The sequence below is a fragment of the Prochlorococcus sp. MIT 1342 genome (assembly GCF_047304495.1).
GTDB classification, from domain to species: Bacteria; Cyanobacteriota; Cyanobacteriia; order PCC-6307; family Cyanobiaceae; genus Prochlorococcus; species Prochlorococcus marinus_D.
Map to the genome: position 1 here is coordinate 2,504,003 of NZ_CP138957.1, position 12,640 is coordinate 2,516,642.

Sequence of the window (12,640 nt, forward strand, 5' to 3'; positions counted from 1 at the left end):
CAAGACCCTAGCGAGGACCATCCGCCATACAGTGTGCTCGCCTTGACGGCGGGCCGATGAACGAGGCAACGGGGGCAACCAGTCCGGAGGCGGCCGTCGTCAGCGGCTCTGACCTGGTGGACTTAGTGGCCCAGCAGCTGCAAGCGCTGTTGTCAGCAGGCAATTATGACGCCGTGAAGATGCTGCTTCATCCGGTGCAACCGGTTGACATCGCTGAAGCCATTGGCATTTTGCCTCGCACCCTGCAGGCTCTGGCCTTCCGCTTGCTCAGCAAGGACGAGGCCATTGAGGTTTACGAATACCTAGAGCCTGCTGTTCAGCAGAGTCTGCTGGAACGCCTTCGCTCTGGTGAGGTGCTCGAGTTGGTGGAGGAGATGTCCCCCGATGACCGGGTGCAATTGTTTGATGAGCTGCCTGCCAAGGTGGTGCGACGATTGCTGGCAGAACTGAGCCCAGCAGAGCGACGGGTTACTGCTCAGTTGCTTGGTTATGAGCCTGAAACCGCTGGTCGGTTGATGACGACCGAGTTTATTGACCTCAAGGAATTTCACAGTGCAGCTCAGGCTCTCACGATCGTGAGGCGTCGAGCTCCTGACACGGAGACGATTTATAGCCTCTATGTGACTGATGGCGAGCGCCACCTGACCGGGATCCTTTCATTGCGAGATCTCGTGACTGCTGAGCCGGAGGCACGCATCGGGGATGTGATGACCCGCGATGTGGTGAATGTGCGCACCGACACAGATCAAGAGGAGGTGGCCCGAGCGATTCAGAGATACGATTTTTTGGCTGTCCCAGTTGTGGATCGAGAACAGCGATTGGTAGGGATCGTCACCGTCGATGACGTGATTGACGTGATTGAACAGGAGGCCACACGCGATCTTTATGCCGCTGGAGCTGTGCAGGCGGGGGATGAAGACGACTATTTCCAGAGCAATTTGTTGGTTGTTGCGCGTCGTCGAGTGGTGTGGCTGGCTGTATTGGTGGTAGCGAATGGCTTTACTAGTCAAGTGATTGCCATGAACGACGATGTGCTGAAGCATGTTGTGCTGTTGGCGGCGTTCATCCCGTTGTTGATCGGTACGGGCGGCAACGTTGGCGCTCAGAGTTCCACTGTGGTGATTCGAGGTCTTAGTACTCAGCGCATCCAGGCTCTTGGTCGCATGAAGGCGGTGTTGCGTGAGGCCATGGCGGGCGGGATTTTGGGTTTGTTGATGTTGCTTGTGGTTGTTCCCTTTGCTTGGTGGCGGGGTGAAAGTCTTCTTGTGGGTGCAGCAGTAGGGATCAGTCTGATGGCGATCACTACTCTGGCTGCTACCGCTGGGGCTGCTTTGCCTTTGTTGTTCGATCGAATGGGTCTGGATCCCGCCCTGATGTCGGCTCCCTTTATTACGACAGCAACTGATGTGGCTGGGGTCTTTATCTATTTACGGACAGCGGCTTGGCTGCTTCAGCAAACAAATGGCCTAGCGTTCTAGGTATTTCTACCTATGCATTCCGATGAGGTGGGTTTTCCGTAGGGTCTTTTGGCCTGCCTGGGGGGTAAGCTTTACAAAACGCAATAGAGTTGTCGTGGCCGTATCCGCAGCCTCCAAATCCCTTGATAAATCAGCGGTTGTGCCGGCTCGTCAGTTGCCCACAGATGTCGACCTGGTGCGTTCGTACCTGCGCGATATCGGTCGAGTGCCGCTACTGAGCCATGAGCAGGAGATCACGCTGGGTCGTCAGGTGCAGGAGTTGATGTCTTTAGAGCAGCTTGAGTCTGAACTGGAAGGTCAAACAGGTGAGCCAGCGAGTCATAAAGAGCTAGCGAAGGCAGCTGGATTGACTGCGTTGCAGCTCAAGAAGAAGTTGCAGAGCGGACGACGTGCGAAGGAGCGGATGGTGTCTGCGAACCTGCGCTTAGTGGTGAGTGTTGCCAAGAAGTACACCAAACGGAATATGGAGCTGCTTGATTTGATCCAAGAGGGAACGATCGGCTTGGTGAGGGGAGTAGAGAAGTTCGACCCAACACGTGGCTACAAGTTTTCGACCTATGCGTATTGGTGGATTCGTCAGGGGATCACGCGTGCGATTGCGGAGAAGAGCCGAACGATCCGTCTGCCGATCCACATCACGGAGATGCTGAACAAGCTCAAGAAAGGCCAGCGAGAATTAAGTCAGGAGATGGGGCGCACGCCAACAGTGAGCGAACTTGCAGAGTTTGTGGAGTTGCCCGAGGAGGAGGTGAAGGATCTGATGTGCCGTGCCCGTCAGCCGATGAGTTTGGAGATGAAGGTGGGAGATGGGGATGAAACGGAGTTGCTTGAGTTGCTTGCCGGGGAAGAGGAGTTACCGAGTGAGAAGGTGGAAGTGGATTGCATGAAAGGCGATTTACGTACCTTGCTAGAAAAGTTGCCCGAGCTGCAGGGTCGTGTGCTGCGGATGCGTTATGGAATCGACGGAGGCGAGCCGATGAACCTCACCGGGATTGGCCGCATCCTCGACATCAGTCGTGATCGTGTTCGCAATCTGGAGCGCCATGGACTCAATGGTCTGCGCCAGTTGAGTGAAACGGTTGAGGCCTATGCGGCTTGCTGAATGATGCTGAGCAGCAGCGGATTGACCTCTTCAGGAGCTTCGTCGTGTGGGCAATGCCCTGCACCATCGACCACTGATATGGAGCGGATACAAGGCAGCAACGCAGCCCAGCGACGGGCTTCCTGTAACGGTTCCCATGGATCGGCTGCCCCCCAGATCAGATCCACTGGCATGTTGAGATCAGCCATCAGTTCTGGCGCCAGGTAGTCGTCGAAGATGTTGATGAAACCGTGGAAGGCTTCTGCAGCACCTGGTCTATCGGCTGGTTTTTGCAGCATGCTCACCAAGGATCGATCGAGATTGTTTCCGCTGGGGTAGGCCTGCTTCAGCACCCGCTTGATCACCATCGGGTTTGCTGCGTTGCGGAAGAGGCTGTTGCTTAGCCAGCGCTGCTGAACCAGACTTTTCAGCCAGGGACGAGTCCAGCGCATCAGGCTGGGCTGTTCGTCTAATCGCTTGTCGTCCAAGGTGCGTTGGGCGCAGTTGATCAGAACGACACCGTCGCAAGCCTCTTCGAGGAGCTGGGCGGCACGTAACGCAATCACGCCGCCGATTGAATTGCCCACAATGCGCACAGGGATCTGCACCACTTCGCGGCAGAAGGCGGCGACCTGGGCTCCCCAGCCATCAAAGTCGTAGCAGAAATCACCTTGATGGGGGGCTTCACCCCGCAGTCGTGCCCTTGGTTGGCTGCTGCTACCAAAGCCGAGGAGATCGATGGCGTAGCAGGGGCTTATTTGGGCCAACACCGATTGGTTATGGCGCCAATGCTCCTTGCAGGCTCCAAAGCCGTGGATGAGCAGCGTTGCTGAATTGGCATGATCTGCAGTGCCTGATCTGCTCCAAGCCACCTGCCAATCCTGCCAAGTCCAAATGTGATTTTCGGCGTTTGTCAAATCTGTGGTTCGCTGCTGAACCAGCGCTCCTCTAGATGCTTCACCACAACATAAAAGGGCGGTACCACTCCTAGAGACAGCACTGTGGCAACTACTAGGCCTCCAAAAATCACAGTGCCCAGTGATTGTTGGCTATGGGCACCAGCTCCATTGGCTAGCACTAGAGGGAGGAAGCCGGCTAAGGCTGCAATAGCAGTCATCAGGATTGGCCGTAAGCGGGATTCGGCCGAGGCAATCACAGCATCACTCGGGGTCATGCCGCTTTTCAGATTTTGTTCGGCGACTTCCACAATCAGGATGCCGTTCTTCGCCGCCAGGCCGATGAGGGTCACCAGGCCAACCTGGGCATAGATGTTGAGGTCGATCGAGCGGATTGCTAGAAACGCTAACGCTCCAAGCATCGCTAATGGCACAGTCATCAGAATGATGACGGGTGTGACATAGCTCTCGTATTGGGCAGATAGCACCAGATAGACGATGAGCAGTCCGAGTCCGAAGACCATGATGCTTGCGCTGCCTGCAGATAACTGCAGTGCAGCCAATCCGGTGAAGGCGTAGCCGATGTTGGAGAAGTCTTGTTTTTGGAAGAGGTTTTGAATGGCCTGTAAGGCTTGGCCTGAACTTTTGCCGACGGCCTCCGCACCCTGAATGAGCACTGTGCGGTAGAGGTTGTAATGGCTGATGACTGGGGGCGCACTGCTCAGGTCTGCGGAGGCGAACTGTGAGACTTGTACAAGCTCGCCATCACGACTGCGCACGTAATAACTCAGGATGTCGTTAATGTCGTTACGTTGTTCGGCTGATGATTGCACATAGATGTTGCGGACTTGACCGTTTTCGTATGTGAGGCCTGAATAGTTGCTTCCAGCCAGGGTGGCGATGGTGTTCATTGCCTCCTGATAGTCAACGTTTAAGGCTCCCATCACAGCTCGGTCGACTTGGAGTCCGAAGGCCGGAGCGCTGGGAATGAACTGGGTGTAAAGGTTGGAGAATTCGCTGCTCGCTTGACCGGCTTTGATCAGATCATTGGCAAGCCCATCCAGTTGGTTGAAGCTGTAGGACCCGTTGCTGAGATCATTGAACTGGAAGTAAAAACCTCCCTGGGATGAGAAGCCCGGGACAGCAGGAGGTTGGGCAGAAACCGCAATGGCACTACTGAGCTTCTCTAACTTGGCGTTAAGCCGATCGACGATGGCTGCTGCACTGTTGCTGTTGCCTTTGCGTTCATTGAGAGGCTTAAGGCCAAAAAAGAATGCACCCTGATCGGGGCTGGAGCCATTGAAACCGAAGCCACTCACAATTGCCGCTGCATCGATGTTCTTTTCGGTTTTGAGCAGCTCGGCAATTTGCTTTCCTGTTTGTTGGGTTTGGCTGAGTGAGGCGCCATTTTGAAGCTGGTAAAAACCCAATCCATAACCTTGGTCTTCTTCCGGGATGAAGGCAGAGGGAATGGCAGTGAAGGCGAAGGCAGTCAGCAGGATGCCACCAGCGAGACTGGCCAGTATTAAGCGGCGTTTGCTGATTAACGATTTGATCAGTTGGGAATAACGTTTTTGTAAATCATCGAAAAAGCTGTTGAAACGACGAAAAATGAAAGGGAGGTTGCTGCTAGCTATGCCACCCAACACCACACCAAGTACGTAGGTCCAGCTGCCGAAAGCAGTTGCTGTGAAGCGACCAAATGCCAATCCCAATAACACTCCTGCGAGGATCCAGCCCCAACCTTTGGGTTCTCGAGGCTTGTCGCTACGTAGAATCAAGCCTGACAACATTGGGGAGAAAGTTAGGGCGTTAAATGCTGAGATGGCAATTGAGAAGGCAATGGTTAGGGCGAATTGCTTGTAGATGATGCCAATGCCACCTGGGTAGAAGGCCACTGGTACGAAAACGGCCATTAGGGCCAAAGCTGTGGCCACTAAGGCGCCAAATAGTTCTCCCATGCAGGCCAGTGCTGCCTGGCGAGGACGCATCCCCGATTCGATGTTTTTTGATACAGCTTCGATCACCACAATTGCATCATCGACCACCAATCCGGTAGCGAGGACTAGGCCAAGCAGGGTGAGTTGATTAATAGAGAAATCGAAGACTTTAAGGAAGGCAAAGGTGCCAATGAGAGAGATTGGGATAGCCAAGCTCGGAATGATTGTTGCTCGCCAGTTCTGCAGGAAAAGAAAGAGAATGAGCAGCACCAGTACAATTGCAAGCCCAAGGGCATCAACGACTCCTTCAACAGAGGATTCAATAAATTGGCCAATGTTGTAGATCTGCGACACGTTGACCCCTGGTGGAGCTGCGCTAGCAAACTGATCGATTACTTTCACGACGTCATTGGAAACGTCTAATGCGTTGCTATCAGGTGTCTGGTAGACAGCCAGTGTCATGGCTGGGTGCCCATTCACGTCGATTGCATCAGCTGTAAAAGTATTGGAGCCATAAATCACTTCGCCAATATCTTTTAGCAGCAAAAGATTGCCACTTGTAGTGCGACTAATGATGAGGTTATTGAAGTCTTCAATGGAGATAAGATTGCCATTATTTTCAACCAGGATTGGGTATGTATAGGATTGGTCTCCTGTTGCAGGAGGGCCACCTACAAGGCCTCCAATCGCTACGCTGTTCTGGCTTTTGATAGCATTGATGATGTCTTCAGCAGTAAGTTTGTTGGCTGCCAGCTTGTCGGGATTGATAAATAGCCAATAGGCTGGATTGGCTCCACCCAGCACGGCAACATTGGCAACCCCTGGGACTCTGCCAAGGGGGTAATAGAGCTGCTCATAAATAAGGCCATTGAGGTAATTAGCGTCAAATTGACCCTGCGTTGAACCAACTTGGTATGCCAGTAGGATGGATGGATTGCTTTGTTCAACGGAAACACCCGTTGCCTGAACCTGCTCCGGTAGCTGGGGCATGGCCAGGGAAACGCGGTTTTGCACATTGACTTGGTCGATATTGATATCAGTTGACTCATCGAAGTAGACATTGATTGTGCTTTGCCCCTCCATGTCACTGGTGGACGAGATGTAGTTAACGCCAGGAACCCCGTTGATCTGTTGCTCTAACGGATTGGTGACAGCTTGTTCGGTGACTAGCGAATTTCCGCCGCCATAGTTTGCTGTGACTTGGATCAGTGGACTGGCTATATTTGGCAGGTTTGCGATTGGTAAGGAAGGGATTGCGATAATGCCTACCAGCACGATGAGGATGCTGCAGACTGTCGTCAGAACTGGTCTTTTGATGAAATTGTCGGAGAACGCCATGCTTTATTCAGTTGCTTCCTTTCTTGGTGGCTTGTGCTGGCGCAATCTTCACGGCCATGCCGTTACGCAGTAGTGCTGTATTGCTTGAAACAACTTGTTCGCCTTTTTGCAGGCCTGATTTCAATGGGTAGAGGTTGTTTTGCAGTTGGCCCAGGGTGACAGCTCTTTGCAACACAATCGGTGTGTTAGTAGGTAATGATTCGAGCTTCTTTTTGGTTGCTTCGGGTAATGAGCTTGATGCTTTGATTTTTGGGAGTGCTTTGCTTAGTGGTACAACAACGTAGACAAATGGTTGTTGGGCCTCCATAAATACCGCTTGAACAGGAACAGCAAGGCTTGTAAATTGGCCCGTTATTATCTGACTTTTGACAAATTGTCCAGTTTTTAACTTACCCGTGAGGTTGGGAAAGGCTGCTTTGACCATGAGTGTGTTTGGAGACTTATTTGTTCCATTCAGCTCGTAATAGGGCGAGATAAAGACAACGGAGCCCTGCCCTGTTAATGGTGGTGTGGTTTGGGATGCAACCATCACCGTTTGCCCCAGTTGCACCTGGCTGGCTTGCGTTGCTGGGATTTGCATCATTGTCCACAGCATCGAATCGTCAACGATGCCTGTAATGGTTTGCCCTTTCTTCACGTAGTCGCCAAGTTTCACTTTGTCCAGATCGCCGATTAGGCCATTGATTGGTGCGCGTACGAATTTGTAGCCGAGGGTGGCTGCATCGGCTTTTGCCTGATCTCGCGACTGGATTGCCTGCACTGCATATTTGTCGCGAGTCTTGGCTGATGTTGCACCCTGCTGGTAGAGGAACTCATAACGCTCAGCATTGAGTTGGTCTTTCTTTGCTTCGGATTGGGCGGAGTCGAGGGCAGCACTTTGTTGCTCGTTGTCGAGCACCAGGATGGTTTGACCAGCTTTAACGCGTTGCCCATCCTTGGCGAGAATTTTGATCACTGTGCCGTCGGTCTGTGGTTTTAAGGCCACGTTTTTGGTCGACTCCAGCATGCTGAGGGCACTGACCATTGGCGCAAAATTGGTTGAGGTGATTCGGGTTGCCTCAACCGTCATGAATTTGTGAGCAGCCTTATGGCTGCAGCTCGTCACCATCAAGACGGCCCCTAGCAGAGCAAAGGTGGTGGAGCTAGATGCCATCAGAACGTGCTTTTCCGCGGACGATAACCTTCCTCGCATCTGCTTGCTCTGGCGAAGGTTGACCCGTGATGAACGATAGGTATAGGTACTCCTATTCTCTGACCCAAGAGTTTCTTTAGGGTTGTTTGACCTTTGTGCTCCGCATTCATGGGGGCGGATTCGCTCAGGGTCTGGAGCGCTGCTACAGGGTTGCTGTTGGTGCTTTTCCTGCTTCTCCATCTGGGTGGAGTTGCGATGGCGCCTTTTGCACCGGCGAGCTTTGAGACTTATGCAGCGGCTTTGCATCAGTCTGCTTGGTTGCCGTTTGCAGAATTTGCCTTTTTAACTGCAGCTTTGATGCACTTGGGCCTGAGCCTGGCCAAGCTGATTGTTAATCGACGAGCTGGTAATCGTGCTGGTCTTGTGAGCCGCCGAGGTGATCTCCTTGCTGTCTTAGCAGCACGTAGCCAGGCGATTGGTGGTTTGACCTTGCTTGGCTTTCTGGTGGTGCATCTATTGCAGCTGCGCTGGCCCAGGCCACCCGCCGGCGAGGAGCTGCTAGCGCTGGGTGTTTTGTTGTCTCAGCCTGCAAACGTGGGTCTCTATCTATTGGCCGCTGTGGCTGTCAGCTTGCACCTGTTCCACGGTGGTGAGGCAGCTCATCGCAGCTTGGGATTGCTTGATCCAGCTAATGGTTTTCGCATTCGGCGCGTCTTCCGCATGCTGGCGTTGCTTGTGGGCGGCGGCTTCAGCGTGGTGGCGTTGCTGGTCTCTGCCTCAGCGTTGCAGATGGGTCAGTGATGAATGGTTTGCCTGATCCTCGTCTCCCATCAGGCACGATCGCCGATGCATGGAACCGCACGCAAGGATCGCTGCCATCAATAAGCCCATTGCGCAAACGGAATCTTCAGTTGTTGGTGGTAGGTACGGGGTTGGCTGGGGCCTCGGCGGCGGCAACCTTGGCCGAGCAGGGCTACCAGGTGCGTGTGATCAGCTTTCACGACAGTCCTCGACGAGCACACTCAGTGGCCGCCCAGGGAGGCATTAATGCCGTTCGCCCTCGCCCTGTGGATGGTGACAGTGTTAGCCGCCTCTTTGTCGATACCCTTCGCGGCGGTGATTTCCGTGCGCGTGAGGCAGGCTGCCAGCGTTTGGCTGAGATCAGTAGCGCGATCATCGATCAGTGCGTTGCTCAGGGGGTTCCCTTTGCGCGTGAGTACGACGGAACACTGTCGACTAGAAGAATGGGAGGGGCTTCGGTCAGTCGCACCTTTTATGCTCGCGGACAGACTGGCCAGCAATTGCTCTGCGGCGCTTATCAGGCGTTGATGCGTCAGGTGGCTCTTGGTCAGGTGGAGTTGCTTTGTCGTCGCGACGTTTTGGAGCTCATCAAGGTGGATGGCGTGGCCCGAGGTGTGGTGTGCCGTGACCTGCTTAGTGGTGAATTGGAAGTGCATACCGCTCAGGCTGTTTTGTTAGCAACTGGTGGCTATAGCAACGTCTACTTCCTTTCGACAAATGCACTTAAATCCAATGCAAGTGCCATTTGGCGGGCTCATCGTCAGGGAGCTTTATTCGCGAACCCTTGCTTCACCCAGATCCACCCAACCTGCATTCCAAGTGGTGATCCCTATCAAAGCAAGCGAACCTTGATGAGCGAGAGCTTGCGCAATGACGGCCGTGTTTGGCTGCCATCAGATTCTGCAGATCAGCGTTCAGCTGTTGAGATTCCTGAGGCCCAGCGTGATTACTTCCTTGAGCGTCAGTATCCGGCCTACGGCAACATGGTGCCCAGAGATGTAGCTTCACGCCGTGCCAGGGAGCTCTGCAAGGCGGGGCATGGTGTTGGCCCTGGTGGCCAAGCCTTTTATCTCGACCTGAGTGATGCGATCTCGAGTCAGGGGCGAGAGGTGATTGTGGAGCGATACGGCAACCTTTTGGAGATGTATGAGCGAATTACGGGTGAGGATCCGTTGCTGACACCAATGCGGATCTCTCCAGCCCCCCATTACACGATGGGTGGTCTCTGGGTTGATTACTACCTGATGAGCTCGATTCCTGGCTTGTTTGTGCTTGGTGAGGCCAACTTCTCTGAGCATGGTGCGAATCGTCTAGGCGCTAGTGCTTTGATGCAAGCTTTGGCTGATGGCTACTTCATTGCGCCGGCGACCGTCACTGCTTGGTTAGCAGGCCATACCACCAGGCCTGTTGCTGGTGATCATTTGGCTTGCCGCGAAGCCTTGGCGCGGGCCAGTGGGCGGATTGAGCTTTTGCTCAAGGGGGCGGGTCAACGGTCGGTTGATTCTTTTCATCGTGAGCTTGGAGCTGTGATGATTGACCGCTGCGGTATCAGCCGTGATGCCGAAGGGCTGCGTGCTGGGTTGGCAGATGTGGCATTGCTGGAGCAGCGTTTTCATGCTGAGGTAAGCATCCCTGGAGAGGTTCAGGGACCTAACCCTGAACTCGAGAAGGGGTTGAGGGTTACTGATTTCTTTGGGATGGCCAAGTTGATGTTGCGCGATGCCTTGGCGAGAGAGGAGTCTTGTGGAGCTCATTTCCGTGAAGAGCATCAGACAGAAGAAGGTGAAGCTCGACGTGATGATAAGAACTTTGCCCACATTGCTGCTTGGGAAGATCGTGGGCGGGGCGAGCCGATTCGCCATGCTGAGGCGCTCAACTTCACGAGCTTGAAGCCCAGTGAACGTCTTTATCGATGAGCTGTAAAATTTCGCTCACGCTGCGTATTTGGCGTCAGGCGTCAAGCAACAGTTCCGGTGCTTTTCATGTCTACCGGCTTGAGCAGATTTCTGTCGACATGTCGCTATTGGAGGCTCTTGACCGTCTCAATGAACAGCTGATTGCTCAAGCCAAGCGCCCGGTGTCTTTCGATCACGACTGTCGCGAGGGTATTTGTGGTAGCTGTGGCTTTCTTGTTAATGGTCAGGCCCATGGGCCTCAGACCGGCACCACTGTGTGTCAGCTCTATCTGCGCCAGTTCGCTGATGGCGACACATTGACGCTGGAACCATGGCGGGCACGAGCTTTTCCTCTCATTCAAGATCTAGTGGTGGATCGTGCGGCTTTTGATCGGTTGATTGCAGCTGGTGGCTATTGCTCTGTGAATACGGGCCAGGCTCCGGATGGCAATGACATGTTGATAGGGAAGGATCAAGCTTCCTCTGCCTTTGAGACGGCTACTTGCATCGGTTGTGGTGCATGCGTGGCCAGTTGTCGTAATGCCTCAGCAAGTTTGTTTGTGGCTGCCAAACTGGCCCATTTAGGTCAGTTACCTCAGGGACAATCTGAGAGCAAACGCCGGGCGAAAACGCTGCAAGAGCGTATGCTCGAGGAGGGTTTTGGTAGTTGCAGCAGCAACTTGGAATGTGAGGCGGTGTGCCCGAAGCAAATTTCAGCTGATTGGATCAGCTGGATGCATCGCGAGGTAAGGGGCTGAATAAAGTCAGTAAATGACTACTTGCGAATTCATTAGCTATCCATAATTCGCATGAATGAGCACTCCCAGATGAGTTGATTTGGCTCATTCTTCGTACCAATTTAGCTCACTGGTTCACCGGAAAGTACAGATTGCGTCTCGATTGCACAAACTGGAGTATTAATTGATGCTAATAATAGGTTGATGAATTGCTAGTTACAATCCACGATTGCTCAGAATAACTTCTTTCGTGCCCGCAGATCACTCGGTCTAAATAATCCCAAGATTTGGTCACTGGTGAAATCCTGTTATGTATATCTTGTCGAATGATTTGCTGAATTGTAAAGCCCAGTGATCGAAGGCATTCTTTGATTTCTTCTTCTGTTGATGTTCCGCAATCATTGCGATCTGTCTCGATTACAAGCTCAAGCGAGCTAATATTTCTATTATCTTTAGTAAAGTTAATGACTTTATTGATCACATTAATCTCGTCCCCGTCTACATCAATTAGGGCTAACACCTTCCCTGCTAGAGTCTTAGTGGCACCATCAATATTTTCAAAAATTGAAGTATTTCCTTTTAAGCCATTGATGTCGCATAGCGTTGCAGCTAGAATTCTTGATTCAGGCTCAAGATCAACTCCTATGCAATCAATTTCAGGGAACCTGTATGCAAGGCCTGCAACGTAATAGCCTTCGGCACAGCCAACATCGATAAAATAGTTCAGGGTCTTGCCTCTTTTAATTAAAAGTTCGGAGACTTCGGATTCATATGTTCCAAGTAACTTAGGCATTAAGACTGAGTTTCTTGCAGTGGGAAGGTACTTCATGCCTTTAAAAACTCCTCCTATGATCTGACCACTAGACTCTAGATAGACTTTCTTTTCTAGTATTGTCCTTCTTAGTGCTGCAAGTATTTTAAATACAGTGGCTAAATCACCGCCTTTTATAGCATTTTTGTACGCTGACTCTCCTTCTATGATTGGCATGTCTAAGTATTCTGAGACTGTTAATTCCTTCCCATCGTTGTCAACAATCCCGAATGCTTTGGCGTCATTGTTCATTTTAGTTGGCCAGGAAGTTGTTGAATGCTTCTAAGGTCATTTATATCTTATTTATCCCCGCTGTTTAGCATAGACATGGCTATTCTAAATGTCAGCACTGCTGTTGCTAAAGAGAACAAAAATAGTTTTTAAGTTGTGGCAGATGAAATCTGAGTAGGCGAGCGTTGATTTCTGATTGCTTCATGCTTTGCGCGTTTGTATTGGCATATGTTTATTTGCCAGTGGATGCTCCATTGCAGGTGGATATTTTCTGTGAATTCATTAAGCCTTATGGCTAGA

General features: G+C 52.2%; 9 protein-coding genes. 5 read left to right on the plus strand and 4 right to left on the minus strand.

Annotated elements, in window-relative coordinates; translation table 11 throughout:
• The first annotated feature begins 56 nt into the window (after positions 1 to 56).
• Positions 57 to 1,478, plus strand: coding sequence for a magnesium transporter (gene mgtE / locus SIB79_RS12625; RefSeq protein ID WP_063402799.1), 1,422 nt, complete (start codon positions 57 to 59; stop codon positions 1,476 to 1,478).
• A 94-nt stretch (positions 1,479 to 1,572) separates the two neighbouring features.
• On the plus strand, positions 1,573 to 2,580 hold the full coding sequence (locus SIB79_RS12630; RefSeq protein ID WP_413681115.1) for an RpoD/SigA family RNA polymerase sigma factor: 1,008 nt from the start codon (positions 1,573 to 1,575) through the stop codon (positions 2,578 to 2,580).
• On the opposite strand, the gene SIB79_RS12635 is transcribed toward SIB79_RS12630, so the two are convergent.
• From SIB79_RS12635 to SIB79_RS12645, 3 genes are read right to left on the minus strand one after another with little or no spacing between them, the layout of a single operon-like run.
• Positions 2,565 to 3,476 carry an alpha/beta fold hydrolase gene (locus SIB79_RS12635; protein ID WP_063403038.1) on the minus strand — a complete coding sequence of 304 codons (912 nt, stop codon included), beginning with the start codon at positions 3,474 to 3,476 and terminating at the stop codon, positions 2,565 to 2,567. The two genes, SIB79_RS12630 and SIB79_RS12635, sit on opposite strands and share 16 nt — an antisense overlap.
• Positions 3,473 to 6,733 carry an efflux RND transporter permease subunit gene (locus SIB79_RS12640; protein WP_063403039.1) on the minus strand — a complete coding sequence of 1,087 codons (3,261 nt, stop codon included), beginning with the start codon at positions 6,731 to 6,733 and terminating at the stop codon, positions 3,473 to 3,475. Before SIB79_RS12640 ends, SIB79_RS12635 begins: the two co-directional genes overlap by 4 nt.
• Before the next feature lie 7 nt (positions 6,734 to 6,740).
• The gene (locus SIB79_RS12645) at positions 6,741 to 7,886 is read right to left on the minus strand and encodes an efflux RND transporter periplasmic adaptor subunit (RefSeq protein ID WP_413681116.1); all 1,146 of its coding nucleotides are present in this window, start codon (positions 7,884 to 7,886) and stop codon (positions 6,741 to 6,743) included.
• A 147-nt stretch (positions 7,887 to 8,033) separates the two neighbouring features.
• On the opposite strand from SIB79_RS12645, the gene SIB79_RS12650 reads away from it, so the two are divergent.
• From SIB79_RS12650 to SIB79_RS12660, 3 genes are read left to right on the plus strand one after another with little or no spacing between them, the layout of a single operon-like run.
• On the plus strand, positions 8,034 to 8,666 hold the full coding sequence (locus SIB79_RS12650; RefSeq protein WP_063403040.1) for a succinate dehydrogenase cytochrome b subunit: 633 nt from the start codon (positions 8,034 to 8,036) through the stop codon (positions 8,664 to 8,666).
• Positions 8,666 to 10,582: a fumarate reductase/succinate dehydrogenase flavoprotein subunit gene (locus tag SIB79_RS12655; RefSeq protein WP_063403041.1), complete on the plus strand. Its 1,917-nt coding sequence runs from the start codon at positions 8,666 to 8,668 to the stop codon at positions 10,580 to 10,582. Before SIB79_RS12650 ends, SIB79_RS12655 begins: the two co-directional genes overlap by 1 nt.
• Positions 10,579 to 11,319, plus strand: coding sequence for a succinate dehydrogenase/fumarate reductase iron-sulfur subunit (locus SIB79_RS12660; RefSeq protein ID WP_063403042.1), 741 nt, complete (start codon positions 10,579 to 10,581; stop codon positions 11,317 to 11,319). Before SIB79_RS12655 ends, SIB79_RS12660 begins: the two co-directional genes overlap by 4 nt.
• A 169-nt stretch (positions 11,320 to 11,488) precedes the next feature.
• Here SIB79_RS12660 and SIB79_RS12665 read toward each other — a convergent pair whose 3' ends face one another.
• Entirely contained in the window at positions 11,489 to 12,361 is an 873-nt protein-coding gene (locus SIB79_RS12665; RefSeq protein WP_063403043.1) for a class I SAM-dependent methyltransferase, read from the minus strand.
• Positions 12,362 to 12,640: the final 279 nt, after the last annotated feature.

What these genes read in the sequence shown, in the direction of transcription:
- SIB79_RS12655 (WP_063403041.1), top strand. Translation starts at nt 8,666, where the DNA reads ATGAATGGTTTGCCTGATCCTCGTCTCCCATCAGGCACGATCGCCGAT.
- SIB79_RS12665 (WP_063403043.1), bottom strand. Translation starts at nt 12,361, where the DNA reads ATGAACAATGACGCCAAAGCATTCGGGATTGTTGACAACGATGGGAAG.
- mgtE (WP_063402799.1), top strand. Translation starts at nt 57, where the DNA reads ATGAACGAGGCAACGGGGGCAACCAGTCCGGAGGCGGCCGTCGTCAGC.
- SIB79_RS12660 (WP_063403042.1), top strand. Translation starts at nt 10,579, where the DNA reads ATGAGCTGTAAAATTTCGCTCACGCTGCGTATTTGGCGTCAGGCGTCA.
- SIB79_RS12650 (WP_063403040.1), top strand. Translation starts at nt 8,034, where the DNA reads ATGGGGGCGGATTCGCTCAGGGTCTGGAGCGCTGCTACAGGGTTGCTG.
- SIB79_RS12645 (WP_413681116.1), bottom strand. Translation starts at nt 7,886, where the DNA reads ATGGCATCTAGCTCCACCACCTTTGCTCTGCTAGGGGCCGTCTTGATG.
- SIB79_RS12640 (WP_063403039.1), bottom strand. Translation starts at nt 6,733, where the DNA reads ATGGCGTTCTCCGACAATTTCATCAAAAGACCAGTTCTGACGACAGTC.